General features: G+C 63.9%; 25 protein-coding genes. 12 read left to right on the forward strand and 13 right to left on the reverse strand.

Annotated features, from left to right (window positions below; translation table 11 throughout):
- Positions 1–44: 44 nt before the first annotated feature.
- From D8767_RS13095 to D8767_RS13105, 3 genes are all read left to right on the forward strand, one after another.
- A complete protein-coding gene (locus tag D8767_RS13095; RefSeq protein WP_016713856.1) occupies positions 45–557 on the forward strand; it encodes a sigma-70 family RNA polymerase sigma factor in 513 nt (170 codons plus the stop codon).
- Entirely contained in the window at positions 554–1,498 is a 945-nt protein-coding gene (locus D8767_RS13100) for a FecR domain-containing protein (protein WP_016713857.1), read from the forward strand. The genes D8767_RS13095 and D8767_RS13100 overlap by 4 nt, the downstream gene beginning before the upstream one ends.
- Positions 1,499–1,564: 66 nt before the next feature.
- On the forward strand, positions 1,565–3,970 hold the full coding sequence (locus D8767_RS13105; RefSeq protein WP_029380289.1) for a TonB-dependent receptor: 2,406 nt from the start codon (positions 1,565–1,567) through the stop codon (positions 3,968–3,970).
- Between the two features lie 39 nt (positions 3,971–4,009).
- On the opposite strand, the gene D8767_RS13110 is transcribed toward D8767_RS13105, so the two are convergent.
- Positions 4,010–4,948, reverse strand: coding sequence for a LysR family transcriptional regulator (locus D8767_RS13110; protein ID WP_016713859.1), 939 nt, complete (start codon positions 4,946–4,948; stop codon positions 4,010–4,012).
- A 147-nt stretch (positions 4,949–5,095) separates the two neighbouring features.
- On the opposite strand from D8767_RS13110, the gene D8767_RS13115 reads away from it, so the two are divergent.
- From D8767_RS13115 to D8767_RS13130, 4 genes are read left to right on the forward strand one after another with little or no spacing between them, the layout of a single operon-like run.
- Positions 5,096–5,923 (forward strand): amidohydrolase, encoded by an 828-nt coding sequence (locus D8767_RS13115; protein ID WP_016713860.1) that lies wholly within the window; start codon positions 5,096–5,098, stop codon positions 5,921–5,923.
- Positions 5,924–5,964: 41 nt separating this feature from the next.
- Positions 5,965–7,314, forward strand: coding sequence for an MFS transporter (locus D8767_RS13120; RefSeq protein ID WP_016713861.1), 1,350 nt, complete (start codon positions 5,965–5,967; stop codon positions 7,312–7,314).
- Positions 7,311–8,051 carry an SDR family NAD(P)-dependent oxidoreductase gene (locus D8767_RS13125; protein WP_016713862.1) on the forward strand — a complete coding sequence of 247 codons (741 nt, stop codon included), beginning with the start codon at positions 7,311–7,313 and terminating at the stop codon, positions 8,049–8,051. Before D8767_RS13120 ends, D8767_RS13125 begins: the two co-directional genes overlap by 4 nt.
- A complete protein-coding gene (locus D8767_RS13130; RefSeq protein WP_016713863.1) occupies positions 8,048–8,875 on the forward strand; it encodes a sugar phosphate isomerase/epimerase in 828 nt (275 codons plus the stop codon). The genes D8767_RS13125 and D8767_RS13130 overlap by 4 nt, the downstream gene beginning before the upstream one ends.
- Here D8767_RS13130 and D8767_RS13135 read toward each other — a convergent pair.
- Together D8767_RS13135 and D8767_RS13140 are read right to left on the reverse strand one after the other, a co-directional pair.
- On the reverse strand, positions 8,866–9,282 hold the full coding sequence (locus D8767_RS13135) for a RidA family protein (protein WP_016713864.1): 417 nt from the start codon (positions 9,280–9,282) through the stop codon (positions 8,866–8,868). The two genes, D8767_RS13130 and D8767_RS13135, sit on opposite strands and share 10 nt — an antisense overlap.
- Positions 9,282–10,601, reverse strand: a complete 1,320-nt coding sequence (locus D8767_RS13140; protein ID WP_016713865.1) for an NAD(P)/FAD-dependent oxidoreductase — start codon at positions 10,599–10,601, stop codon at positions 9,282–9,284. The genes D8767_RS13135 and D8767_RS13140 overlap by 1 nt, the downstream gene beginning before the upstream one ends.
- Before the next feature lie 339 nt (positions 10,602–10,940).
- Here D8767_RS13140 and D8767_RS13145 point away from each other — a divergent pair, with 339 nt between their 5' ends.
- Positions 10,941–11,618, forward strand: coding sequence for a DUF1028 domain-containing protein (locus tag D8767_RS13145; RefSeq protein WP_016713866.1), 678 nt, complete (start codon positions 10,941–10,943; stop codon positions 11,616–11,618).
- On the forward strand, positions 11,611–12,771 hold the full coding sequence (argE, locus tag D8767_RS13150) for an acetylornithine deacetylase (RefSeq protein ID WP_016713867.1): 1,161 nt from the start codon (positions 11,611–11,613) through the stop codon (positions 12,769–12,771). The genes D8767_RS13145 and argE overlap by 8 nt, the downstream gene beginning before the upstream one ends.
- A 33-nt stretch (positions 12,772–12,804) precedes the next feature.
- Here the strand turns inward: argE and D8767_RS13155 are convergent, their stop codons facing one another.
- The 3 genes from D8767_RS13155 to D8767_RS13165 all read right to left on the reverse strand — a co-directional run bounded on the left by D8767_RS13155 (position 12,805) and on the right by D8767_RS13165 (position 17,186).
- A complete protein-coding gene (locus D8767_RS13155; protein WP_016713868.1) occupies positions 12,805–14,073 on the reverse strand; it encodes a carbohydrate porin in 1,269 nt (422 codons plus the stop codon).
- A 125-nt stretch (positions 14,074–14,198) separates the two neighbouring features.
- Entirely contained in the window at positions 14,199–16,616 is a 2,418-nt protein-coding gene (locus D8767_RS13160) for a glucose/quinate/shikimate family membrane-bound PQQ-dependent dehydrogenase (RefSeq protein WP_016713869.1), read from the reverse strand.
- Between the two features lie 219 nt (positions 16,617–16,835).
- On the reverse strand, positions 16,836–17,186 hold the full coding sequence (locus tag D8767_RS13165; RefSeq protein WP_016713870.1) for a cupin domain-containing protein: 351 nt from the start codon (positions 17,184–17,186) through the stop codon (positions 16,836–16,838).
- A gap of 117 nt (positions 17,187–17,303) precedes the next feature.
- Between D8767_RS13165 and D8767_RS13170 the strand changes: the two genes are divergently transcribed.
- A complete protein-coding gene (locus D8767_RS13170) occupies positions 17,304–18,203 on the forward strand; it encodes a LysR family transcriptional regulator (protein WP_025752583.1) in 900 nt (299 codons plus the stop codon).
- A gap of 111 nt (positions 18,204–18,314) precedes the next feature.
- The gene (locus D8767_RS13175; RefSeq protein ID WP_016713872.1) at positions 18,315–19,514 is read left to right on the forward strand and encodes an MFS transporter; all 1,200 of its coding nucleotides are present in this window, start codon (positions 18,315–18,317) and stop codon (positions 19,512–19,514) included.
- Positions 19,515–19,523: 9 nt separating this feature from the next.
- Here D8767_RS13175 and D8767_RS13180 read toward each other — a convergent pair whose 3' ends face one another.
- Positions 19,524–20,135: a LysE family translocator gene (locus D8767_RS13180; protein ID WP_016713873.1), complete on the reverse strand. Its 612-nt coding sequence runs from the start codon at positions 20,133–20,135 to the stop codon at positions 19,524–19,526.
- Between the two features lie 105 nt (positions 20,136–20,240).
- On the opposite strand from D8767_RS13180, the gene D8767_RS13185 reads away from it, so the two are divergent.
- Complete coding sequence (locus D8767_RS13185; protein ID WP_020371274.1) at positions 20,241–21,215, forward strand: GlxA family transcriptional regulator; 975 nt, start codon at positions 20,241–20,243, stop codon at positions 21,213–21,215.
- Between the two features lie 44 nt (positions 21,216–21,259).
- Here D8767_RS13185 and D8767_RS13190 read toward each other — a convergent pair whose 3' ends face one another.
- The 6 genes from D8767_RS13190 to D8767_RS13215 all read right to left on the reverse strand — a co-directional run bounded on the left by D8767_RS13190 (position 21,260) and on the right by D8767_RS13215 (position 26,889).
- Positions 21,260–22,111 (reverse strand): CAP domain-containing protein, encoded by an 852-nt coding sequence (locus D8767_RS13190; protein WP_016713874.1) that lies wholly within the window; start codon positions 22,109–22,111, stop codon positions 21,260–21,262.
- Between the two features lie 296 nt (positions 22,112–22,407).
- A complete protein-coding gene (locus tag D8767_RS13195) occupies positions 22,408–23,019 on the reverse strand; it encodes a cell wall hydrolase (RefSeq protein WP_016713875.1) in 612 nt (203 codons plus the stop codon).
- Positions 23,020–23,051: 32 nt separating this feature from the next.
- Positions 23,052–23,969: an AEC family transporter gene (locus D8767_RS13200; protein WP_016713876.1), complete on the reverse strand. Its 918-nt coding sequence runs from the start codon at positions 23,967–23,969 to the stop codon at positions 23,052–23,054.
- A gap of 124 nt (positions 23,970–24,093) precedes the next feature.
- Positions 24,094–24,957 (reverse strand): LysR family transcriptional regulator, encoded by an 864-nt coding sequence (locus tag D8767_RS13205; RefSeq protein WP_016713877.1) that lies wholly within the window; start codon positions 24,955–24,957, stop codon positions 24,094–24,096.
- A gap of 70 nt (positions 24,958–25,027) precedes the next feature.
- Positions 25,028–25,876 (reverse strand): proline/glycine betaine ABC transporter permease, encoded by an 849-nt coding sequence (locus D8767_RS13210; RefSeq protein WP_016713878.1) that lies wholly within the window; start codon positions 25,874–25,876, stop codon positions 25,028–25,030.
- Positions 25,873–26,889, reverse strand: a complete 1,017-nt coding sequence (locus D8767_RS13215) for an ABC transporter substrate-binding protein (protein WP_016713879.1) — start codon at positions 26,887–26,889, stop codon at positions 25,873–25,875. Before D8767_RS13215 ends, D8767_RS13210 begins: the two co-directional genes overlap by 4 nt.
- Between the last annotated feature and the right edge of the window lie 9 nt (positions 26,890–26,898).

A 26,898-nucleotide genomic window follows, 5' to 3' on the forward strand; every position in this document is an offset into this window, starting at 1 on the left:
TAAATTAGAATGAATCCTATTTACGCCGCCGCAGGGCCATCCTCATGATCGACGCCGCGCCGCCAACGGAACCTAGCCTGCCTGCCCTGTACCGGGAGCACCGCAGCTGGCTCGAAACCTGGCTACGCCGGCGCCTGGGCAATGCCTGGGATGCCGCCGATCTCAGCCAGGATACTTTTCTGCGGGTACTGACCAGTGCCCAACCATTGGCAGACATACGCGAGCCAAGGGCCTACCTGCTGACAGTCGGCAAGCGCCTGCTGAGCAACTTCCACCAGCGACGGAGCCTGGAACAGGCTTATCTCGATGCTTTGGCCACCTTGCCCGAGCAGCATGTGCCCTCGCCAGAAAAACGCTGGATATTGCTGGAAACCCTTCAAGCACTCGACGAATTGCTCGATGGCCTGAAGGCACCAGTGCGCAAGGCCTTTCTCTGGAGCCAGCTCGAAGGTGTGGGTTACGCCGAAATCGGCAAGCGCCTGGGCGTTTGCGAGCGCTCGGTGAAACGCTACATGGCACAGGCTTACGAACATTGCCTGCTGGCCGAATTGCAATGACCCCCCATTCCCCCGAAATCCGCGAAGCTGTGCGTGCTGCCGCCCGCTGGCTGGCGCTGCTGGATTCTGGCGACGCCAGTGAGGGCGACTTGCTGCGCCTGGCGCAATGGCGGGCCAGCAGCCGCCTGCATGAAGACGCCTGGCAAAAGGCATCATTGTTGCGTCAGCGCTTTACCGCTTTACCCGGCGCCTTGGCCATGGCCACCCTGGACCGCCCGGACGCCGGCCGCCGCGCACTGCTCAAGCAAGCCTTGGCTATCGCCGCGCTGTTGCCGACAGCCTGGCTGGTCAGCCGTGAGCTGCCTCTGGATGCCTGGACTGCCGACATGCACACCTCGGTAGGCGAACGTCGGCAGGTGCTGTTGAGCGATGGCACATTCGTGCAGTTGAACACCGACAGTGCGATGGATATCGACATGAATGCACGCCGCCTGACGTTGCTTCGCGGTGAAGTGGCAGTGAAGGTGCCCGCCAACCTGAACCTGACGTTGCAGGTGCCCTATGGCCAGGTGGTGCTCGGCGGTGGTGAAGTTTGCCTGCGGCTGGTCGATGAGGCCTGCCGGGTATTGGTGGCCGATGGCGTAGCCAGCCTGCAGCCACTGCGCGGCCCGGCACACGTACTGCACGCCGGGCAGCAGGCCAGCTTGCAGGTGGCAGGTGTCGGTCCGGTGACAGGTCTGGATGAATGGCGGCTGGGCTGGCGTGAGGGCGTACTGCGGCTGGATGACCGCCCCTTGGGCGACTTGTTGCACGAGCTGCGCAGGTACCGCCCCGGCGTGCTGCGTTGGGCGCCGGAACTGGAGCGCCTGCGGGTAACTGGCACTTTCCGTCTTGATGATACCGACCGGATTCTTGCCCTGCTCGCCGCCAGCCTGCCGTTGCAGGTACAAACACGCACGCGCTACTGGGTCAGCCTTGCTGCACGAGAAAATCGTGCTTGAGGCTGTCCCCTTTTTTTCACTCGCCGGTCATTACCGGTAGAAGAAAATAAAGGGGAGCCATTTTCAATGTCAGCAGTAATGTCTTGCCGCCTGCGCCCACTGGTGCGCGCAGTGCGCCCGTTGTTCGCCATGAGCTTGTTGTTGTCCGTACCCGCCTGGGCTGATGAGCCGGCGCGCCGTGCCTATCAGGTGCCGGCCGCCAGCCTGGGCGCCGTGCTCAGCCGGTTTGCCGACCAGGCCGGCGTCAGCCTTTCGCTGGACCCGGCACTGGTCCAGGGCCGGCAGAGCAATGGCCTGTCTGGTAGCTACAGTGTCGAAGAAGGTTTCATGCAGCTGCTGCGCGGCAGCGGCTTGCAGTTGCTGCCGGTGGGTGAGGGGGCCTTCACCCTGATGCCGGCACCCGAGGCCGGTGGCGCTTTGGAAATCGCCCCGACCAGCATCGTTGGCGGGCTGGTCGCAAGCAACGAAACGCAGCCCTATGCTGGCGGCCAAGTGGCTCGGCGGGGCGCGCAAGGCCTGCTGGGGTCGCGTGATTTCATGGAAACCCCATTCAGCATCACCAGCTACACCAGCGAACTGGTGAAGAACCAGCAGGCGCGAACCTTGGGCGAACTGATCGCCACCGACCCTTCAGTCCGGGCCACCAATCCGGCAGGCGGGCGTTTCGAGCAGTTCACCATTCGCGGCTTCAGCCTGTTCAACAGCGATGTGGCCTACAACGGCCTGTACGGTATCTTGCCGACTTACTCGATCGACATGGAAATGGCCGACCGGGTCGATATCATCAAAGGCCCCAGCCAGTTGATTAATGGCATTTCGCCGCGTGGTAGCGTGGGCGGCGGTATCAACGTGCAGCCCAAGCGGGCCACAGACAAGCCGATCACCGAGTTTACCGGCAGCTATGCGTCGGCGGGCCAGGCAGGTGGCGCGGTGGATGTTGGCCGGCGTTTTGGCGAAGGCCAGCAGTTCGGCGTGCGTTTGAATGCTGTGAAGCAGGCCGGCGATACCGAATGGGACCACCAGCGTGTCGAGCGTGAAATGGCGGTACTGGGCCTGGATTTTCGCGGCGAGCGCCTGCGCCTGTCGGCAGACCTCGGCCACACCGAGCGTGACACCGATGCACCGCAGGAGCGTGTGCTGATCGGCGCCAACGCCAAGGTGCCGGATGCCAATGATGTTCGCCACAACTATGCCCAGGCCTGGAGCAAGGCGCGCACCAACGACACCTTTGGTGCGTTGCATGCCGAATACGACGTCAGTGAGTCGCTGCTGGCCTATGGCGCGGTCGGTGCGCGTGAAAGCAACCATGATTTCCTGCGGCACAACGTGTCCATCACCAACGATGCCGGCGACTTCACCGTGCAGCCGCGGGACTTCACCCGCGATGAGTCGGTGCGTACCGCCATGGCAGGCCTTCGCAACTGGTTTCACACCGGGCCGGTCAGCCACGAGTTGAACCTGGCCGCCACCTACTTCTACATGGACTTCACCAACGGCGGCGCCCGCTATGCTTCGGCGCCCAGCAACCTCTACAACCCGGTAGCGACCCCGACCCCGGGCACACCCACCCGCATCGATCCCCAGGTCTACACAGAAAACCGCTTCTCCGGTGTGGCCCTGGCCGACACCCTCGGGTTTTTCGACGACCGCCTGCTGCTGACCTTGGGCGCGCGCTGGCAGCGGGTGCAGGTGGATGACTGGAGCGACGGCGTCAAAGGCGAGACCGCCTACGACGAAGAAAAGGTCTCGCCCTCGGGCGGCGTGCTGCTCAAGGTCACTGACCAGCTGTCGTTGTACGCCAACTACATGGAAGGCCTGAGCCAGGGCAAGATCGCGCCGTCGACGTCGATCAACGAAGACCAGATTTTCCCGCCGTTCACCAGCCGCCAGGTTGAGGTAGGGGCCAAGTACGACCTGGGCCAGGTAGCGTTCACGGCCAGCGCATTCCGCATTCGCCAGCCGGCCTACGAGACCAACGCCACCTCGCGGGTGTTCGGGCCTAATGGCAAGCGTGACAACCGTGGTATCGAGTTGAGCGTATTCGGCGAACCCGTGCAAGGCGTGCGGGTGCTGGGTGGGGTCATGTACATCGACAGCGAGCTGACCGACACCGTGGGTGGCGCCTACGATGGCAATCGCGCGCCGGCCACGCCCGAGTACAACGTCAACCTCGGCGCCGAATGGGACGTGCCGGGTGTGAACCGGCTTACCCTGACGGCGCGGGGCATTCATTCCAGCTCGCAGTACCTGGACCAGAACAACAGCAAGCAGATCGATGGCTGGGAGCGTTACGATCTGGGCACGCGCTATGCCTTCAAGGTAGATGCTACCGAGGTTACCTTGCGGGCCAGTGTCGAGAATGTGCTGGATGATCGTTACTGGAGCTCGGCGGGGGCTTCGGATGACAGTGAGCCGGGGTTGACCCTTTCCACGCCGCGTACTTACTTGTTGTCGGCAACCATAGGCTTCTAACCCGTGCGCTCCTACACGGTATTGCGCCGGCCTGTTGAATCATGCTGGCGCAATCGCCCGGCCCAGTTTCTGCGCCTGCCCCTGCAACACCCGCATCAAATGCATCGCCGCATGCGACGGCGGCTCGAACCGCGAATAGACAAAGCTGATATCAAAGTGAATTTCATCGGCCAGCGGCACCGCCGCCAACCCACTGTCCTGCGCCACGAATTCGTCGATCACACTGATGCCCATGCCTTGCTTCACCAGGGCCACTGCTTCGTTGGCGTTGGTGAACGACAACAGTGATTTCAATTGCAGCCCGCGCCGCTCGATGTGCCCGGCCAGCAGTTTGCCAAACGGCATGTCGGGCCTGAACAGCAACAGCGCATGGCCTTCCAGCTGCTGCAAGGTCAGCGAGCCATGCCCGGCCAAGGCGTGGTCGGGTGGCATCACCACCACCATGCGCCCGCGCATGAAGGCCTGCGAATGCAGGTGATCGTGCACCACGGGCAGGGCGGCAATTGACAGGTCGACCTTTTTCGACAGGATCTGGTTGGGCATTTCGCCCATCAGCGAGGTTTGCCACTCGATGTCCAGCGAAGGCGCCTCGCGCTTGAGCTGCGCCAGGGCAATCGGGATGACCACCGTCGACAGCGAGGCGCTGCAAGAGATACGCAGCTTGCGGTGGCCGCCGGCACCCAATGACAGCGCACATTCATTCACCTCCAGCGCCGCCTGGTACACCCGCTCGACTTCACGGAACAGCACCTGCGCCTCGGCGGTGGGCACCAGGCGGTTGTTGATGCGCTCGAACAAGCGATAGGCCAGGCGCCCCTCGATGTACTGGATCAGCTTGCTCACGGCCGGCTGTGACACGTACAGCAGCTTGGCCGCCGCGCTGATCGAGCCGGTCAGCATCACCGCACGGAACACTTCCATGTGCCGCAGTTTGAACACCATGGGGCTTGCGTCTGCGCCTTCGTTGCCAAGCAGCATGTGTATTACCTTCGGTTATGGTTTTCGCCATCTGGGTATGAGCGTCAAACCCGCCCACGCAGTATCTTGAACACAGCCAAATCGCCTTTGCGGCGCACAATAACAAGATCTGCAGGCAAGCGCAGCGGTGCTTGCCGGGAGTGCTGCGTGAACATCTTTGACGAACCGAAGATCGATTGCCATAACCATTTGTTTGACCCCGCCCGTTTCCCTTACCACCCCGAGGCACCTTATGCGCCCTCTGGCCAGGAGGTGGCGACCCAGGAGCAGTTCACCCGGGTGATGAACGCCTACGGTGTACATCATGCCTTGCTCGTCGGCCCCAACAGCGGCTACCACACCGACAACCGTTGCCTGCTGCACGCCTTGGCCACCGGGCAAGGGCGTTTCAAGGGCGTGGCGGTGGTCGAGGCAAGTATCCCTCTCGATGCGCTGGCTGCGCTGCAGGCGCAAGGGGTGGTCGGTATCGCCTTCAACCCCGCGTTGTACGGGGTGGCCAGCCTCAAGGACGTTAACGGGCTGTTCGGCAAGGTCGCCGAGCTTGGCCTGTTCGCCCAGGTGCAGGTATGCGAAGACCAGTTGCTGGACCTGCATGGCCTGCTGCAAGGCTCCCGAGCGCGTCTGTTGATCGATCACTGTGGCCGCCCGGATGTCGCCGCCGGGGTGCAACAAGCTGGCTTCCAGGCCTTGCTGCGGCTGGCCGACAGTGGCCGGACCAGCGTGAAACTGTCGGGCATGCAGAAATTCGCCGCCGCCGATGCCTTGCAGGAGCAGAGCAGTGCCTACGTCCATGCCCTGCTCGAAGCCTTTGGCCCCGAGGCCTGCGTATGGGGTTCGGACTGGCCGTTCATTCGCCAGCGCTCGCGGGTGGACTACGGCCCGTTGCTGAAACTGGCCGAATGCCTGATGCCGGATGCCCGCATGCGCCGTGCAGTGATGTGGGACACACCCCGCCGTCTGTTCGGGTTCGCCTAGAACCCAGGTTTTGCCATTCCAATAACAAGAGAGCAACCGTCATGAACACTGAACAGAACGCCAGCCTCGGGGTGTTCGACACCCCGGCGCGCGCGCAGCAACGCACCCGCACCCGCTTCACGATCCTGGCGCTGATCTCCGGCGGCACCATGATCAACTACCTCGACCGCAGCGTGATGGGCATTGCGGCGCCCAGCATCAGTGCCGACCTGGGCTTGAACGCAGCGATGATGGGGGTGGTCTTTTCCGCCTTTTCGTGGACTTACGCCGCCGCGCAGATCCCGGGTGGCATCCTCATCGACCGGTTGGGCACCAAGCTCACCTACTGGCTGGCGCTGACGCTGTGGTCGCTGTTCACCGGCCTGCAAGGGCTGGCGCAGGGCTTTCTGTCTTTGCTGGGCATGCGCTTTCTGGTGGGAGTAACCGAAGCACCGTGCTTCCCTACCAACAGCCGGGTAGTGGCCACTTGGTTCCCGCAGAGCGAGCGGGCCAGGGCAACGGGTATCTACACCTTTGCCGAGTACACCGGTCTGGCGTTCCTGACGCCGTTGCTGTTCTGGGTGCTGCATGCCTATGGCTGGCGCTTTCTGCTGATGGCCGTGGGCCTGATGGGCATCCTCTATGGCCTGGTGTGGTGGCGCAAATACCATGAGCCGCACCAGTCCACCACGGCCAACCAGGCCGAGCTGGACTACATCGCCGCGGGTGGCGGGGTAGTCGATGGCGGGCAGAAAGCCACAGTGTTCCGCTGGTCGCAGATTCCGGCGCTGCTCAAGCACCGCAACATGCTGGGCATCTGCCTGGGGCAGTTCGCCTGCAACTCCACCAACGTGTTTTTCCTCACCTGGTTCCCCACTTACCTGGTGACCGAGCGGCACATGCCCTGGCTCAAGGTCGGCTGGGTAGCGGTGCTGCCGTTCATTGCCGCCTCGCTGGGCACGCTGGTCGGCGGCTGGCTGTCCGACGCCTTGCTGCGCCGTGGCTATTCGCTGAATGTGGCGCGCAAGCTGCCGGTGATCGCCGGGCTGCTCACCGCGTCGGTGATCGTGTTGGCCAACTACGTCGAGTCGGATGCACTGGTGATCACCATTCTGTGCATCGCCTACTTCGCCCAAGGGATGTCTGCGCTGGCCTGGATGATCGTTTCCGATATCGCCCCGAAAGGCCTGCTGGGCCTCAGTGGTGGCTTGTTCAACTTGTTCGCCAACGCGGCGGGCATCGTTACGCCCCTGACCATCGGCATCATCGTTTCGCTCACCGGCTCGTTCGTCTGGGCTTTGGCGTTCGTGTCGTCGATCACCGTGCTGGGGGCGCTGTGCTACCTGTTCATGGTCAGCGACCTGCGTCGCTTGCCGGATATTCCAACTGTCGAAAATGGAGCAAAACAATGAGCCAGTACCTGCAAGGCCAGACCGCAATCGTCACCGGCGGCATGCGTGGCATCGGCCTGGCGATCGCCCAGCGCTTGCATGCAGCGGGCGCCCAGGTGGTGATCTGGGACCTCGCTGTCGATGGCTGGAACAGCCTTGAAAAGGGCTTTGAGCCGGTGCTGCGCCAGGCGGTGGATGTGTCATCGCTGGCCTCGGTAGAGGCAGCGTTCGCCGAGACGCTGGCACGCTTGGGGCAGGTGCAGATTCTGGTCAACAATGCCGGCATCAACGGCCCGGTGGTGGCGTCATGGGAGTACCCGCCAGAGGCCTGGGACAAAGTCATCGCCATCGACCTGAACGGCGTGTTCTATTGCTGCCGCACCGCCATCGCGCACATGCGTGAAAACCGCTACGGACGCATCGTCAACATTGCCTCCATGGCCGGGAAGGATGGCGTGCAGTACATCTCGGCCTATTCGGCAGCCAAGGCCGGGGTCATCGCCTTCACCAAGGCGGCGGCCAAGGAGCTGGCGCAGGACGGCGTACTGCTCAACTGTGTGGCACCGGCCATGGTCGAGACACCACTGATGGCCGAAATGACAGCGGAGCACATTGCCGCGAGCAAGGCCAAAATCCCCATGGGGCGCTTCCTCAAGGCCGAGGAGATTGCCAACATGGTCAGCTGGATCGCCGGCCCCGAATGCAGCTTTACCACCGGCTTCGTGTTCGACCTCAGTGGTGGGAGGGCGACCTATTGAATGGCCTGGGCGTGGCGCACCTGACGGCGCTGGAGCTGGCGCCAGTGAGTTTGGTGCGCGAGGCGCGGCGCGCTGGCTTCAGTGCCGTGGGCCTGCGCCTGCACCCGGTGATGCCGGGGGCGCAGGCTTATCCGGTTGCGGCCGGTAGCCAGGCCATGCGTGAACTGCGGGCAGTGATGGCAGGGGAAGGCGTGCGTGTGACGGACATCGAGTTCGTCTCGCTGACGGCGCAAACCCGGGTTGCCGATTACCAGGCGCTGTTGGCCGCCGGTGCCGAACTGGGGGCGACGAGCCTTACGGTGTCGGGGGACGACCGGGATGTTGCACGCCTGACCGGCAACTTTGCAGCGCTGTGCCAACTGGCGCGTGATCACGGGCTGCGGGTGGACCTGGAGTTCATGCGCTGGCGGCCGGTGGCGACTTTGCAACAGGCGTGCGCGGTGGTGATGGGGGCGGGGCAGGACAACGGAGGCGTGCTGGTCGATGCCTTGCACCTGTTCCGCTCGGGTGGCCAGGTGGCTGACATCATGCGGGTCAACCCACACCTGCTGCGGGCCGTGCAATTGTGCGATGCACCGCTGCTGGGGCCTGCGGACGATCTGATCATTCAGGAAGCGCGTGAGGGCCGCCTGTTGCCGGGGGAGGGGCAACTGCCGCTGGCGCAGTTGCTTGCGGCGTTGCCCGGCGACCTGTGTATCAGCGTGGAGGTGCCGTCCGCCGGCTTGCCCGCAACACAGCGGCTGCAAGCGGCGGCACAGGTAACCCACGCCTGGTTGCATGACAGGCGTGGGTTACCTGCCGTGCAGGTTGCCGGTCACGCCTGATCCGGCACCACGGCGATCACATCGATTTCCATCAGCCACTCGGCCTGGGCCAACCCGGCCACCACCAGCCCGGTGGAAATCGGGAACACCCCCTTGAGCCACTTGCCCACTTCCTTGTACACCGGCTCGCGGAAGCGCGGGTCGGTGATGTAAGTGGTGGTCTTGACGATATGCGACAGGTCCGAGCCGGCTTCTTCAAGCAGTTGCTTGACGTTTTTCATCGCCTGCTCGGTCTGCGCCCGAGGGTCGCCCAGGCCCACCAGCTTGCCTTCGAAGTCGGTACCGACCTGGCCGCGCACATAAATGGTGTTACCGGCCCGCACGGCCTGGCACAGGTCGTTGTCCAGGGTCTGGTTGGGGTAGGTTTCCTTGGTGTTGAACATGCGGATGCGGGTATGAGTAGGCATCAGTGGGCTCCGAGGGTGCTGACGTTGCTGATGGTGTTGTCTTGCTGCTCATCCGCGTCGCGCTGTTCGCGGTCGCGGTAGGCCAGGTAGGTGCGTTGCGTGGCGATGTGGCCGGCGACGTGCTTGGCGTCGTGCCACACGCCCCAGATGAACGACGAGCCACGGCGCGACAGCCACGGCAGGCCCAGGAAGTACACGCCGGGCTCACGGGCTACGCCGCGCTGGTGCTGGGGTTTGCCGTTGGCGTCGAAGGTGTCTACCTGCAGCCAGCTGAAATCCACACCGTAACCGGTGGCCCAGATGATGCTGCTGACACCGGCCTTGGCCAGGTCCAGCTGCTGCAGCGGGTTGACCATGCATTCCGGGTCGGCCAGGCGCTGGCGGGCTTCGGGCTCTTGCGGCAGGTCCAGGCCGTTGCGTTCGATGTAGGCATCGGCGGCATCCAGCAGGGCCAGGTAGTTTTCGTCGCCACGGTTGATGTTCTCGACCAGGTTGTCCTGGAAGCGTGCCACGCCGTTTTCGAACGACTGGGTCAGGCCGACCAGGGTCATGCCTTGATGGGCGAGGGCGCGGAAGTCTACGGTGTGGCCGCCACGGGCGCCGCTGACGGCAATGGTCACGTGCTCGCGGCCGGGCTTGGCGATTTCTGCGTCCCACTCACCCAGCACGCCCAGCCACCAGCAGAAGTCGCGGTTTCGGTAGGCACGCGGTGGGCGGTCGTGGGCACCGACCGACAGGTACACCTGACGGCCCGCACGCATCAGCTCTTCGGCGATTTGCACGCCAGAGGAGCCGGCCCCTACCACCAGCACTGCGCCTTCTGGCAGTTGCTGAGGGTTGTAGTAGGCGGCGGAATGGATCTGGTGCAGGTTGCTGTCCTTTGGCGCAATGGCGGGGATCACCGGCTTCTGGAACGGGCCGGTTGCAGCAACCACACGGTTGGCGCGAATCACGCCTTCATTGGTTTCGATGGTAAAGCCAGGGCGGTCGCTGTTGCGCACCACGCGCTTTACTTCAATACCGGTGCGCACAGGCAGGTTGTACTTGCGTACGTACTGCTCGAAGTAGTCAGCCACCTGGTCCTTGCCGGCGAAGGCGTCAGCGTCGAGGTTGAATTCAAGGCCCGGGAAGCGGTCGTGCCAGACCGGGCCGTTGGCGACCAGCGAGTCCCAGCGGCCAGTGCGCCACGCTTCGGCGATGCGGTTACGCTCCAGCACCAGGTGCGGCACGCCAAGCTTGTTCAGGTGTTCGCTCATGGCCACGCCGGCCTGGCCGGCGCCGACGACGAGGGTGTCGATTTCGAGGTTGTTCAGTGTCATGTCCGAGCCCTTGTTCAGGCGGTTTTTGTCAGGTCGGTTTGGAGGACCGCCGTTGCCTGGGGCCAGACTAGGGATGCGATGCAAATGGCGAAAATAGTATTTAGCTGGTGCTTGCCGATAAAACGGCGAAGGCCCCGAGTTCTGTGGCCTCGCACAGGAGAAACTGGCCCGAAACAAACGTAGGAGCGAGCGCAGCTCGCGATGCGCCGCGCGGGCGGCGCTCGATCTCTGCCTCAGCCAAGTTTTTTCCTGCCTAACCCCTCGGAAAAAGTTGGTTTCGCCTACCGGAAGGTTCCACCCAGAATGCCCTGCATCGCACAGGACAACAGGAGCATCACCATGACCTTCTCCATCATTGGCCGCTGCCAGGAAACCGGCCAGGTCGGCATCGCCATCAGTTCTTCGAGCATTGCCGTGGGTGCCCGTTGCCCTTGGGTGCGTGCCGGTGTTGGCGCCGTTTCCACCCAGAACATCACCTTGCCGGCACTGGGCCCGCAGATTCTCGATGCCCTTGAACAGGGCCAGTTGCCACCCGCCGCCGCGCTGGACCGGGTGCTCAGCGCCAATGGCTGGAGCGAGTACCGCCAGGTCACCGTGATCGACAGCCAAGGGCAGGTGGCGCTGTTTACCGGGCGAGAGGCATTGGGCACGTACAACGCCGTTGCCGGTGAACAGTGCGCGGCGGCGGGTAACCTGCTGTCCTCGACCCAGGTGATCGAAGCAATGGTCGTGGCGTTCGAGCAGGCTGGCGGCCACCTGGCAGACCGCTTGCTGGCAGCCATGCACGCGGCGATGGCTGCGGGTGGAGAAGCTGGGCCGGTGCACTCGGCGGCGTTGAAAATTGCCGGCGAGTTGACCTGGCCATTGGTGGACCTGCGCGTGGACTGGGCTGATACCGACCCGATCGGCGTGCTCGACGGCCTTTGGCAGGCCTATCGCCCACAGATGCAGGATTACGTCACCCGTGCCCTTAACCCGACCGCTGCACCCAGCTATGGGGTGCCGGGCGATGAGTGAATTTGCCAGCCGCGCGCTACTGGCCCGGCTGATCGGCTTTGCTACGGTCAGCCGGGACTCCAACCTTGAGTTGATCGGCTTCATCCGCGATTACCTGGCCGAGCTGGGGGTGGAGTGCGAGCTGTTTCACAACCCGGAGGGCACCAAGGCCAACCTGTTCGCCACCATCGGCCCCCAAAACGTTGGCGGCGTGGTGTTGTCGGGGCACACCGATGTGGTACCGGTGGATGGGCAGGCCTGGACCGTCGAGCCGTTTGCCCTGAGCGAACGTGACGGGCGCCTGTATGGCCGTGGCACGGCCGACATGAAAGGCTTCATCGCTTCGGTGCTGGCCGCCGTGCCCGCGTTCCTCGCCCAGCCTCTGCGCATGCCGGTGCACCTGGCATTCTCCTATGACGAGGAAGTGGGCTGCCTGGGGGTACGCTCGATGCTGGCCGCGTTGGCGCAGCGCCCGCACACCCCACGGCTGTGCCTGATTGGCGAACCCACCGAGCTCAAGCCGGTACTGGGGCACAAGGGCAAGTTGGCGATGCGCTGCCAAGTCCATGGCGCGGCCTGCCACTCGGCCTATGCGCCCTATGGCGTGAATGCCATCGAGTATGCGGCGAAGCTGATTGGCAAACTGGCTGACATCGGTGACGCCCTGGCCTTGCCGCAGCATCGCGACGAGCGCTTCGACCCGCCTTTCTCGACGGTGCAGACCGGGGTGATCAAAGGGGGCAGGGCACTGAACATCGTGCCGGCGGAGTGCGAGTTCGACTTCGAAGTGCGGGCCTTGCCGGGGTTCGAGGCGCAGGCAGTGGCCGACCAGTTGCAGTCTTATGCAGAAGCCGAGTTGCTGCCACGTATGCGCAAGGTCAATGCGGCCAGTGATATTCGCCTGGCGCCGCTGAGCGCCTATCCGGGGCTGGCGACACCTGCCGACAGTGAGGCGGCGCAGCTGGTGGCGTTGCTCAGTGGTACCGATGAATTCGGTACGGTGGCGTTTGGTACCGAAGGCGGGTTGTTCAACCAGGCAGGTATCCCGACCGTGGTGTGCGGGCCTGGCAGCATGGACCAGGGGCACAAGCCGGATGAGTTTGTCAGTGTCGAGCAGTTGCAGGGCTGTGATGCCATGCTGCTGAGGTTGGTGGATTACCTCAGGCAGCATTGACCGAAAATGGGCCGCAACGCGGCCCTTTTCAAGTTAGAAACTGGCCTTGACCTGCAGGCCAACCACCAACGCGTTGTCGATGTCCTTCCCGGAAAACGCCCCAGGCTCGATGATGTATTGCACATCCGGGCGCAGGTTCAGCCAAGGTGTGGCCTGGTAGCCGTAGCTCAGTTCGATCAGTTGCTCGGCGCTGTCGATGTCGGGGAACTGCTGGCCGGCATTGAAGGCGGCATCCTCCAGCACATCGCGGCTGCGCGGGTTGGGCACGGCACGGCCATAACCCAGCGCCAGGGTGTCTTTCGGGCGGCCTTCGAACGGCTTGTACAGCACCACGCCGGCGCCATACCACTTGGTGAACGGCGAGGCAGCCTTGCTCGACGCCGAGTACTGGCCGAAGGCATGCAGGCTGCGCCCTGGCGAGCCTTGGTCGTTCCACACCGCCTGGTCAACCAGCAGGTAATGGCCGCCACGGCCGGACACTTCATCATCGCTGCCGATGCGTTTCACGTCGGAGCTGTCGTAGTAGTAGCCCAGCTTGTACTCGCCCGGCAGTTCACCCTGCAGCTTGTACACCAGCTCCACCGGCACCACGGTGCCCGTGGTGTGCTTGGGGCCAAGGTGCCAGGCACGGCTGGAGTTGCCATTGCTCTCGGGGTCGACGTTGAACGCTGCCACGCGCAGTTGCCAGGCAGGCGAGAGGTCATACTTCACCCGCACGCCCAGGTGGGCATTGGGGTAGTTGGTCCAGCCACTGCCACCCGACATGTTCAGCGGGTGGCCGCAGAAGCCGGCGTTCATGAAGTTGCACAGGATACCGCTGTCCAGGCCGCCCAGGTCGTTACCCATGGCCATGTAGCCCAGTTTGACGTTGAGTGCCGGGGTGAACAGGGTGCGCTCGTAACTCAGCTCGGTCAGGCGGGTATACAGGCCACCGAAGTTTTCCTGGATTGGCAGGCGGTTGCCGACCAGGTCTTCCGAGGCGCTGTTGCCGCGACGGTCGTTGATGGTCAGCTGGACCTTGCCACCGTTGTCCAGGCCATACAATTTGGACAGGTCAAACTGCACACCCAGCTTCAGGTTCTGCGAGTAACGCGCCGAGCGGTGCAGGCCACCGTGAGCGTTGTAGGCGGTTTCGCCGCTGTAGTCGCCGGTGAACTTGACGCCGTCGTCTTCCAGCTGATGGCGCAGGCCACCCCAGTCACCGGTCAGGGTGCTGCGGGTCATGAGGTCGCCGTCGGCCAGGGCGGTGGTGCTGGCCAGGGCCAGCAGCAGGGTGGGGGTGATGCGGATTGCGGATGGCATTGCTAAATCTCGGTTGTTATTCAGGGCCTCATCGCCGGCAAGCCAGCTCCCACAGGTCCCCACCCTATTTGCAGGTGGCGCGATCCTGTGGGAGCTGGCTTGCCGGCGATGCAGGCGACGCGGTCTTACGGCAGTGCGTAAGAAATCACGTAGTCGCCACGGTCAGTCGACTGGCGCGCACCGCCAGCAGTGATCACCACATACTGCTTGCCGGTCTTCGGCGAGACGTAGGTCATCGGGCCGCCCTGGCTGCCCACTGGCAGGCGGGCCTTCCAGATTTCGTTACCGTTGCTGCTGTCGTAGGCGCGCAGGTAGAAGTCCTGGGTACCGGCGATGAACACCAGGCCGCCTTGGGTCGACAGGGTGCCGCCCAGGGTTGGCAGGCCGATCTTGATCGGCAGGTGCATGCGGATGCCGAGCGGGCCGGTGTCTTCAACAGTGCCCACCGGAACCTGCCAGGCCACCTGACGGGTCTTCATGTCGATAGCGGTCAGGGTGCCGAACGGCGGGGCCTGGCACGGAATGCCGGCGACCGACAGGAAGCGGTTCTTGTTCACCGCATACGGGGTGCCCTTGAGCGGTACAGCGCCCATGCCAGTGTTCAGTGCTTCGCCACCGGACGCCGCGCCACCCTTGTTCTGCGACGGGATCATCTGGATCCACAGGCCCAGGCGCATGTCGTTGACGAAGATGAAGCCATGCACCGGGTCGGTGGAGATGCTGCCCCAGTTCATGCCACCCAGCGAACCCGGGAAACTCAGCGACAGGTCGGTGCCTGGCGCGGTGTACAGGCCGTCGTAGCGCATTTTCTTGAAGTCGATGCGGCACAGCAGCTGGTCATACGGGGTGGCGCCCCACATGTCCGACTCGGTCAGGGTTTGTGCGCCGATCTGCGGCATACCCACCGATTTTGGCTGGGTCGGGGAGTACGGCTCGTTCGGAATGTTGCTTGGCTTGACCGGTACTTCGTCGACCTGGGTCAGCGGCTTGCCGGTGGCGCGGTCGAGCACGTAGATCTGCCCGGCCTTGGTGCCGATCACCACCGCAGGTACCGACTGGCCGTCGTCCTTGGTGAAGTCGATCAAGCTCGGCTGCATGGGCAGGTCGAAGTCCCACAGGTCGTTGTGAACGGTCTGGAATACCCACTTCTGGTTGCCGGTGGTGGCGTCCAGGGCCAGCACCGAAGCGCCGTAGGTGTGGTCCAGTTTGCTGCGTTCAACGCCATAGATGTCGGTGGACGACGAGCCCATCGGCAGGAACACGGTGTTCATCGCCGGGTCGTAGGACATCGGTGCCCAGCTGTTCGGGGTGCTGCGCACGTAGGTGCTGTCGCCCTGGGGGGCCTGGCGATCTTCCGGGTTGCCCGGGTCGAAGGCCCAGCGCATTTCACCGGTGATTACGTCGAAACCACGGATCACGCCGCCTGGCATGTCCGTCTGGACGTTGTCGGCTACACGGCCGCCGACCACCACGGTAGTGCCGGCCATCAGCGGTGCCGAGGACAGCTGGTAGTAAGAGTCCGGTACGTTGCCCAGGCCCGCTTTCAGGTCCACCTGGCCGTTGTTGCCGAAGCCTTGGCAGAACTCGCCGTTGTCGGCGTCCACAGCAATCAGTCGGCCGTCGATGGTGTTGGTCAGCAGGCGACGCTGGCAGTTGGCACCGGCCGGCACGCTTGCCACCGTGATCGGCGAGCTGTTCGGCTGGGTCGGCTGGGCGATGGCGACCGTGGCATCGAAGTATGCCATGCCACGGCAACGCTGCCAGACCTTGGACTGGGCGTTGATTGCGTTCTTCCACAGCTCTTTGCCGGTGTCGGCATCCAGGGCGATCAGGTTGTTGTGCGGGGTGCAGATGAACACCTTGTTGCCGATCTGCAGCGGGGTCAGCTGGTCTTCGGCACCGTTGCCGTCACTGATGGCCACGTCACCGGTGCGGTAGGTCCAGGCCACTTTCAGCTTGTTGACGTTGTCGCGGTTGATCTGGTCCAGCGCGGCGAAGCGGCTGCCACCTTCGGTGTTGCCGTAGTGGGCCCAGTCTTTCTGCTGCTTGCCATCTTCGACCGGGGTCATGCCCGGGCCGTTGCCAGTGGGGGCAACGCTTGGGTGGGCAACGAACATGTTGCCGGCGGCGATCACCAGCACCACGGCCATCACCCCGGCAACGCCGTAGGCACCACGGCCGGCGCTGGCGCCGTTGGCACGCGCCAGCAGCGGGTAGACCAACGCTACGACCATGCCGATTGCGCCGAACATGAACAGGCGCGAGAACAGCGGCCAGAACACCAGGCCGGCGTCGATCAGCGCCCAGGCGGCGGTACCCACCAGGAATGCCGCGTACAGCCAGGCACCGGCCTGCTTGCGCCGGGCAATCAGCACACCGGCGATGGCCATGGCCAGGCCGCCGATCAGGAAGTACCAGGAACCGCCCAGGCCAGCCAGCTTGACGCCGCCAGCAGCAAGGAGGAGGCCGAGCAGGGCGATGATTACGCCCAGGCCAACCAAGAGGATATTTGTAGCGCCAGAGGCGCGCGGTGTTTCGTTCATGCCAGGGATCTCAGCAGGTGGAATGCGCGCAGTCTAAGCCCTTAGCTTGCTAATTAACAAGTTGGTACATAATTTTGTGAGGCTGATTGTCGCAGGGCTGAACTTGCGAAGATGTGGCTAAAAGTCTAGAACATGTGCTTAAAAATGCATTAAACGATATGTTCAGGTTGGCTAATAATTTTGCATTCATACGTTGGTCGAGTTGGCGTTTGGCCGTAGTCACACCGGCCAAGGCGCGCCGCTGCTGTAAAAAACGGCGAGCCAGACAGTCGCCATTCCGGGTGTAGTCCACTCCACGCGGTGGCGGTAGTGCGGCGGGATGTCCAGGCAATCGCCCGGCTTCAGCAGGCGGGTGTGCTGCTCATGTTCGAAACGCAGGCCGGCAGCACCACTGAGCAGCACGATCCACTCGCCTTCGGCCTGGTCGTACCAGAACCCGGGCGGGCTGGCCTGGCCGCTGGAGACGATACGCTCCACGCGCAGGCCTGGGCGGCTGAGCAGTTCATCGATACATTCGGCGCTGGTAGGGTCGCACGGTGGCAGGGCAGTCAGCAGGTTACCGGGTGTCATGGGAAGCCTCGCTTGAATGGGAGTTGTTCCACTATGGACGCTATCGCCGCGTAGCGCGTTTCTTGACCCGCCCTGCGGTTTGTAAGAACTTTCTGAGTTTTGGAAGACGTGCAGCAGATGGACAAACTCCTGGCGATGAAAATGTTCGTAGCTACCGTCGATGCTCAGGGCTTTTCTGCGGCTGCACGCAGGCTTGGGTTGGCGACGTCGTCGGTAACCCGCCTGGTTGATGCCCTGGAAACGGCCGTGGGTGCTTCGTTGCTCAATCGCTCGACGCGCCAGGTCAGCCTGACCGAGGCCGGAGCCCGGTACTATGAGCGGGCCCGCAGCATTTTCGAGGCGCTGGACGAGGCCGATGCCAGTGTTGCCGACCGTGGCGAGGAGCCTGTCGGTGTCTTGAGGCTGTGCCTGCCGGTGGAGTTCGGCAGGCGGGTCATCGCCCCGCACCTGGGGCCGTTTCTGGCGCGGCACCCGGCGTTGGAGCTGGATATCGACCTCAGCGACCGGCTGGATGACCTGCTGGACGGCCGTTATGACCTGTCGATTCGCCTGGGCGACCCCTCGCCCAATGACGAACTGGTGTGTCGCCAACTTGGCCGCTTCGAGCGGTGGCTGGTGGCCAGCCCGGCATACCTGGCCGGGCGTGACCCGCTGCATCACCCCCGGCAACTGTTGGAGCACGCCTGCCTGCGCTTCCGTTATGGGCAAAAGGCACGGCCCTGGCGCCTGGCGCGCGGGCAGGACAGCCTGGAGCTGAACGTAACCGGGCCGTTGCGCAGCGCCAATGCCGACATGTTGCGTGAAACCGCGCTGGCGGGCAGCGGCATCGCACTGCTGGCCGATTGGCTGGTACACGAGGATGTGCAGGCCGGGCGTTTGCAGCGGGTGTTGCCCGACTGGCAGGTCAGCCCAGGCATGGCCAACAACAGCATCAACGCCCTGTACCTGCCCAACCACCGTGGCTCGCGGCGGGTGAATGCGTTCATCGACTTTTGCGCAGCGTTGATGGAGCGGTAGGCGCGGCATTGCGCGGTGTGCAAAGCCGCGTTGCGCCAGCAGCGGATTCTCTGCACTGAGACGTCTGGGTAAGGTAGCCGGCATACTCCACTCCTTGCCGAGGAACCTCGCATGAATCCCTCCCTTGCCGCCGCGCAGCCCGCAGCCACCGGCCTGAGCCGGGCCCTGGTCGTGCTGCTGGCGTTCTGCTGTGGCGCAATCGTTGCCAACATCTATTACGCCCAGCCCATTGTCGGCTTGATCGCACCGGACCTTGGGCTGTCCACCGAACATGCCAGCCTGATCGTGTCTCTCACCCAGTTGGGTTACGCCCTGGGCCTGCTGTTGCTGGTGCCGCTGGCCGACCTCTTGGAAAACCGCCGGTTGATGGTCGGCACCGCTGTGCTGGCTTGCGTCAGCCTGCTGTTGGCGGGCACCAGCAGCAGCGGCCAGGGCCAGCTGTTCCTGGGCTATGCGCTGTTGATCGGGTTCAGCTCAGTGGCGGTGCAGATGCTCATTCCACTGGCAGCGCACTTGGCGCCAGAGGCGCAGCGTGGCCGGGTAGTGGGCAACATCATGGGCGGCCTGTTGCTGGGTATCCTGCTGGCGCGGCCGTTGTCCAGCCTGGTGGCCGACCACTTCGGCTGGCGCGCCGTGTTCATTGGCGCCGCCGGGGTGATGCTGGCGATCATCCTGCTGCTGGCGCTGACCCTGCCGCAGCGTCGGCCTGCGCACAAGGCCAGCTATGCCGGGCTGATGCTATCGCTGCTTACCCTGCTGCGCCGTTATCCGCTGCTGCGCCAACGCTCGTTGTACCAGGCACTGATGTTTGCAGCGTTCAGCCTGTACTGGACAGCCGTGCCGATGGCGTTGGCGGGTGAGCATGGCCTGTCGCAGAGCCAGATTGCCGTGTTTGCCCTGGTGGGGGCGGTGGGGGCCGTTGCCGCGCCCTTGGCTGGCCGCCTGGCCGATGCCGGGCACGCTCGGGCCGGCTCGCTGCTGGCCCTGCTGCTGGCTCCGGCGGCCTTGTTGCTGGGGCTGACGGCGCCGGGTTACAGCGTGATTGGCCTGGGGCTTACCGGTGTGCTGCTGGATTTTGCGGTGCAGATGAACATGGTCATTGGCCAGCGCGAAGTGTATGCCCTGGACCCGGCCAGCCGGGGGCGATTGAACGCGGTGTACATGACCAGCATCTTCCTGGGCGGGGCACTGGGTTCGGCGGTAGCCAGTGCGCTGTTCAGCCAGCTCGGCTGGCAGGGGGTGGCACTGGTGGGCGCAGGCTTGCCCTGCCTCGCATTGCTGGTGTTCCTGTTCAAGGCCCGGGGCAACTGACAAGGGGCGTCATCGGCCAAGCGGCAGCGCCACACCGATCAGGGCAAACAGGCTGCCGCAGCAACGGTTGAAACCCTTCCCCCCCTTGGCCAGCCAAGGCCGAATACGAAATGCCAACCGCGCCAGCAGGTACTCGACCAGGAACTCGACGCTGGCGAAGGTCGTTGCCATCACCACGAACTGCAGCATCAAGCCGCGTTGCGGGTCGATGAACTGCGGCAGAAAGGCCCCATAGAACAGCAGCACCTTGGGGTTGGCCATGGCCGACAACAGGCCTTGGCGGAACAGGCCGGCATTGCCAAGCCGAGCGCTGCGCTCGTTCAGTTCCAGGTGCAGCCCCGGGCTGCGCCACAGCTGGATACCCAACCAGACCAGATAAGCACCCCCCACCCATTTCAACACGCTCAGCACCGAGGCCGAGGTTTGCAGCAAGGCACTGAGGCCGAACATCGCCAGGGCGATGAGGGCGCTGAAGCCGAACACCCCGCCAACGATCGTGAACAACGTTCGCCGGGCGCCGTACAGGGCACCATGGGTCAGGGCCAGCAAGCTGTTGGGGCCTGGGGTCAGTGACAGGCCAATGCTGGCCAGCAGGTAGATCAGCCAGGTGTCGAGTGCCATTTGCGCAAGTGCCTTGTTGGTGTGGAGGGGGCCAGTTTATGGCGCGAACTGCACCCATGAAGGGTAGTATCTGGACATTGAACAGTCGTTTCTGGACGCAACACCATGCTGCCTGATATCCGTTTGCTGATCCTGCCGTTACCGGATTTTGCCCTGTTGCCGTTCGGCGCCTTTCTCGACAAGTTGCGCTTCAGCGCCGATGACGAAGACTACAGTCAGCAGCGCTACTGCAGCTGGACCGTGGCAGGGCTCAGCCTCGACCCGGTGCCATCGAGCAGTGGCGCGGTGGTGCAGGTCGAGGCCGATGCCGGCCAGGTCGATCTGACCCGTTTCGACTATCTGGTCGTGTTCGGCGGGCGCAATGCCATGGCCACTGCCGCGTTGGCGCCGCGCTACCAGGCCTTGCTCAAGCGGGCCGGCAAAGCCGGGGTCAAGCTGGTAGGGGTCGACAACGGCGCCTTCCTGCTGGCTGCCTGCGGGCTGTTGCAAGGGCACAAGGTGGTGGTGCACTGGCGCCACGAAGCCGAGTTTCGTGCAGCATTCCCGCAGTTGCAGGTGCTGCGTGAGCAGCTGTATTGCATCGACGGCAGCCGTATCACCTGCGCAGGTGGTACGGCGGCTATCGACCTGGCGGTGGCATTGTTGTCACAGGCCTGCGGGCGAACCCGGGCGCTCAAAGGGCTGGCCGACATGCTGGTGGACGAAACCCGCGACAGCCGCCATGCGCTACGCTCGCTTGAGCTGGCCGCCGGGCAGGGGCGGCAGGTGCAGCGGGCACAGGCGTTGATGCGCCATCACCTGGCTACGCCGCTGGCATTGGAGCAATTGGCGGCTGAACTGGGCATCAGCCGGCGCCAGCTCGACCGGCAATTTCAGGCCAGCCATGGCATGAGCGCCAAGGCCTGGTGGCTGGAGATGCGCTTGCAGCAGGCGCGCTGGCGCTTGCTCAATTCCAGCCACAGCCTGGCGCAGATTGCCGATGAAGTAGGGCTGGGCGATGCCAGTTACCTGGGGAAATGCGTACGACGGCGGTTTGGGTGTACTGCCCTTGAGTTACGCGCAGGTAACCTCCAGGGCTGAAGCCTGGCGCAGATTTCAGTGGGAGCGGGCAAGTCGTTGCAAAGTTACTGCGGCGTCCCGAACAACCCCGTCCAGTAGATCCCTGCGTCACTCTTTGGGTCCACCGCATAAGCCGCACCCATTTCACGGAAGTCCGGGTTCATCAGCGTGGCGCAATGACCAGGGCTCTCCAGCCAGCCTTCGACTACCTTTTGCGCGGTATCACGCCCGGCCGCAATGTTCTCTCCAATCTGCTGGTACAGGTAACCCGCCAGTTCCGCCCGGTCACCCGGGGTACGGCCTTCCTTGTCGATGTGGTCGAAGAAGTTCTGGTTGGCCATGGCACGCGTGTGGTTGGCGGCTACGCCGGCCAGTGCGGTGCTCCAGCTCAGGGCGGGGGCGGCGGCGAAGGGTTGGCCACCGCATTGGCGCGGCACTTTGCGCGCGGCGTTGATTTCCTGCAGCACCTTCTGCCCTTCGACCTGCCAGTCACCCAGGCGGCCGCTGAGCAGTGGGCGGGCCAGCACGATGCGCCAGTCGCGGCCTTCCTGGCTGACGCCGATATCGACGAACTGCGGGTCGAGCACCACCTGGCAAAAGCTTTCTTCGATGGCGTGCATGGCAGCGCGCGCATCGCGTGGCCCCGACAGGCTGATGGCCTGAACGTTGACCATGGGGTAGGCGGCGCGAGTCATGGCCTGCTGCAGGTCACGGGTGCCTTCTGGCGACAGCGCCAGGCGGGTGTCGCTGTTGAGCGGCGGCAGCTCCAGCGACGCCTCGCCACCGCAGGGCTGGGCCTGGCTGCGGTAGACATTGATCGAATCGATCAGTTGCGCCTCTTCGCCGGTGACAGCCAGTGCCCCGGTCGAGACGACCAGGCCCAGTGACAAGGCGGCAACGGATGACAGGACGCGCATGTGGATCTCCCTATGACTGGCAGCGTCGTGGTATGCGCTGCTCATCCTACACAAGCCCGGGGCTTTTGGCCCCTGGCGGGTGCAAAGCAATGAAACCGCCGGCAATCGTTGCGGGCGGCAAAAGAGGGAGTAGACCACTGGTCGGCACAAAAGTGCGATTACTTGGTAATCATTCGTAACATCGGCCAGAAACAATACTCAAACGCCAACTGTTCCCAACCTTCCAGGTAGCGCAGGGTGACCCACGGCTGGTCAAGTTTTCAGGTAGCATCGGTTTCTGATTGGTCGGTACCGCATCAACGGGCCAACGCCTGATTCGGCTTATAGAACAGGAAATGCGTGGTCTGCGCCGTCTTGCGGTAGGTTTTGGCCCAGTCAGGGTGCACGGTGCGGTCGTGGAAGTACAGGGCGCCGCCGGTGGGGTCTTTCAACTGTTGGTTGAGCGCCTTGCGCGCGATTTCCTTGGCCACATCGTAGCGTTGCGCTTCCTCGACCTGGTCCGGGCGCCCGTCGCACCACCAGGAAAACTGGCACGCCTTGGTTTCCACGCCCTGTTTGACCACGCCGCAGATGGTATCGGGGAAGCCATCGTGGCCCAGGCGGTTGAGCACCACACTGGCCACAGCCGACATGTCTTCGGCGTCGGCGCCCTTGGCTTCCCAGTAGATGGTGCGGGCCAGGCAGGTGATGCTGTCGTCCAGCGGTGCCTGGCCGGCGGGATCGACCGCCTGGGCTTCACCTGGGGTCAGTTTTTCTGCTTTCTTGGGAGGAGGGGCGTCTTCCACCACCTTTTCTTCAAGCACTTCGGCTTTGTCTTCAGCCACTGCGGCCTTGGCAGTGTCGGCTGCTTGCAAGGGGCCTGCGAGCAGGGCCGAGGTCAAGCCGATCAGGATCCAGGCAAGGCGCATGGGCAAGCTTCCGAAAGAGGGCTGATACCAGTCTAGCCAAGCGTAAGCATTAGTACCAAAGGCAGGGTGGCTGCGGCGGCCACGGTCTGCAGGGCAATGATGGTGGCCATCAGCGGGGCGTTGCCACCCATTTGCCGTGCCATCACGTAGGACGAAGAGGCGGTAGGCAGGGCCTGGAACAGCACCGCCACGACCGCTGCTTGGCCACTCAGGCCAACCAGGCGACACAAGCCCCAGGTGGTCAGCGGCATGATCAGAAACTTGAACGCCGAGGCCGCCATCAACGGTCGCACCTGCTGGCCCAGGCTGGCGCCACCCAGTGCCGCGCCAACGCACAGCAGACCCATCGGCAGGGCGGCCTGGCCCAGCGCCTTGATCGTGGGTTCGATGCCGGGCGGCAGGCCCAGCCCCGTCACCCGCAGCAGTAAGCCGCCCGCGCAACCGACGATCAAAGGGTTGGCGAAAATCGCCCTCAGCACCGTGGCCGGTGAACTGTGGCGGGCGCTGAAGCGGGCGAACACCAGCACGCACAGCAGGTTGACCAAGGGCACGATGGCGGCATTGGCCACTGCGGCCAGGGCGATGCCGGCGCTGCCGTAGATGCCGGCGGCCAGTGTGGCGCCAATGTAGTTGTTGAAGCGGATACCGCCCTGGAAGACCGACGTGAAATCGGCGCCATCGTGGCTCACAGCGCCTTGGTACAGCACCAGTAGCAGCGCCCCGGCCAGGGTCGACAGCATCAGCACACCGACCATCCCCAGCACTGGCACGCCGTCGAGGTTGGCCGTGGCCAGGCCGTGCAGGAACAACGAGGGAAGCAATACGTAGTAGCTCAGGCGTTCGGCACCCGGCCAGAAGCTTTCGACCAAAAAGCCGCGAAGGCGCAGGAAGGTGCCCAGGGCAATCAGCAGGATGATCGGTAGCAGGGTGGTCAGCAGCAACGGGAGCATGTTCGACGTTCCGTGGTCGGGTACGCGCACAGACTACGGGTGAGAAAGGGTTTGTAAAAACGTTGTTTTCTGCACTGACTGTCGAGAAAAAATGCATTGTTGAGGCGACGGCGCCCGTTGGCGCTCACGCTTCCAAGGCCGTCTTCAACACCGCACTTAAATGCCGCCGCTGGCTTTTCTCATGCTCCAGCAACACCACCCGCCGGGTCAGTTGCGGTTCGCCAAACGGCAGGCAGGTGGCGGGTGGCAGGCGTTGCAGGTCGTCATCCGCCATGGGGATGATCGCCACGCCCAGGCCCATCACGGCCATGCGCGCCAGGGCCTCCTGGCTGTCCAGCTCCATTTGCTCGCTCACCTGCAGATGCTGGCGGCGCAGTTCCTGCTCGATCTGCCGCCCGGCCCAGGCGCGTTTGTCGAAGCGCAGGAACGGTTGGCTGGCCAGCAACTCGGCTACACCGTGCCCGGCCAGTTCCGGGCTGGCGATGGCCCAGAAGCGGTCCTCGAACAACGGTGTGAAGTCCAGGCTTTGCGGGTAGGGGCTGACCGGCTCGGTGGTGATCGCTGCATCGAGTTCGCCGTCCTCCACGCGCCGCGCCAGTTCCGCCGACATCCCCGACGCCACGCTGATATGCAATTGCGGATGGTGGGTCTTGATCCAGACCAGCGCCTTGGGCAGGCGCCGCGCCAGCACCGTGTGGATGGCCCCCAGGCGCAGGCGGCCACGCAGGCCAGGGCCACTGGCCAGGGCGTCGGCCAGTTCGTCATAGGCGCCCAGGATGGTTTCGGCACGCGCCACGGCCAACTGGCCGGCCTCGGTCAGTACCACCTGCCGACGGCTGCGGTCGAACAAGGTCACCTGCAATTCGTCTTCAAGGGTTTTGATGTGCAGGCTCACTGCCGAAGGTGTGAGGCTGAGCAGGTCGGCGGCGCGGGCAAAGGTGCCATGGCGGGCGATGGTTACCAGGGTGCGCAGGGCTTTGAGGGACATGCGGATGAGGTCCGGTTTCAAGCTGACAGAGCTGCATTGTCAGGCCCGGCCCTATCGCCGGCAACACTGTTCAGTGCCCGTTGCGCCCGTACGCCTGGCTGATCCGGTCAATCACCATGGCCAACGCGACAATTGCCAGCCCGGCCTCCACACCTTGCCCCACATTCAGCGTCTGGATCCCCATCAGTACATCCTCACCCAACCCGCGGGCGCCGATCATCGAAGCCATCACCACCATTGACAGGGCCATCATTACCGACTGGTTCAGCCCGGCCATGATGCTCGGCAGCGCCAGCGGAAGGGCAATGCGCCGCAAGCGTTGCCAGCGGCTGGCCCCCAGACCGTGCGCGGCCTGTAGCAGCGAGGGGTCGATCTGGCTCAGGCCCAGTTCGGTCAATCGCACCAACGGCGGCAGGGCGTAGATCAGTGTGGCAAACACGGCGGGCACCTTGCCCAGGCCGAACAGCATCAGCACCGGGATCAGGTAAACGAAAGCAGGCAGCGTCTGCATCACATCCAGCACTGGCAACAACAGCCGCTTCGCCAGTGGCCGGGCAGCCAGCAGAATGCCCAGCGGCACGCCCACCAGCACGCACAGGCCGGTACTCACCAGCACCAAGGCCAAGGTTTGCAGCAGTTTGTCCCACAGCCCGAGCATGCCGATCAGGGCCAGCAGCGACACCAGTACCGCACTGCGCAGCAGGCTTCGGCTGGCGTGCCAGGCCAGCACGCCTACCAGCAGCAACAACAGCCACCACGGCAACAGGCGCAGCAGGTTTTCCAGGGCTACCAGCAGTTGCAGCAACTGGTCGGAAACGCTACGCAAATGATCGCCGTAGTTCAGTACCAGCCAATCGACCAACCGGTTGACGCTGTCGGCAAAGGAAAACTGCAAGGCTTGCGGGAAGCCGTTGCTCACAGGCTGCCCTCGACCCTGGCGGCGACTTCACTGGGTAGCCAGGCCTTCCAGACGGCACGGTTGTCACGCAGGAAGGCGAGGGCGGCATCGCGCGGCGGCGTGCGTTTTTCGCTCATGTCGGCCAGCGCCTTGTTGAGCCGGTCGATCGGCAAGTCGACCTGTTCGAACACCGTCACCAGGTCCGGGTAGCCTTCACGGAAGGCTTTGGACACACCAATCGACAACTTTGCCGGCAGCGAACGGCTGCCCTGCGGGTTGGGGTTGCTGGCATCGGTGAGGGTGGCCCAGGCCTGGGCATCGAACGGTGGTTCTTCAAGCCGTATGAGCTTGTAGCGCCCCATCAATGGGGTCGGGTTCCAGTAGTAGAACAACACCGGCTGGCCACGGCGGAAGGCTGAGCCGATTTCGGCATCCATCGCAGCACCGGAGCCACTGCGGAAGTTGGTGTACAGGTTGTCCAGGCCGTATGCCTTGAGCTTCTGGCTGTTGACCGTTTCCGATGTCCAGCCAGTGGGGCTGTTCAGGAAGCGACCTTTGTCGGGCGACTCGGGGTCACGAAATACCTGCGGGTAACGCTTGAGGTCGTCGACATGGCGCAATTCGGGCGCCATGGGCTTCAGTTTGCGAGCGGCGTCGCCCTCGATCACATACGCAGGCACCCACCAGCCTTCTTCGGCGTTCTTCACCGTATCACCCAGTGCGAATACCTGGCCTGCCTGCTCGGCTTTGACCCAGGCCGGGCTGCGTCCGGCCCACTCTTCGGCGATCACTTGCAGGTCGTTGCGGGCCAGGGCCACCTCCATGCTGACCGTGCTGCCGGGCAGGGTGTCTGTAGGGTAGCCATAACCGCGCTCCACGATCAGCCGCAGGATTTCGGTAGTGAGGGCGCCGCTTTCCCAGCCGATGGCACCAAAATGGATGGGTGGGCGTTGTTCTGCCGAAGCGGCACTGTCAGTGCTTGCCAGGCCTACGGCCAGCAGCAGGCCCGCCAGCAGTGTTGAAAGCTTCTTCATCCAGACCTC

Origin of the sequence: Pseudomonas sp. LTGT-11-2Z, assembly GCF_003691445.1 — a bacterium.
GTDB lineage: Bacteria > Pseudomonadota > Gammaproteobacteria > Pseudomonadales > Pseudomonadaceae > Aquipseudomonas > Aquipseudomonas monteilii.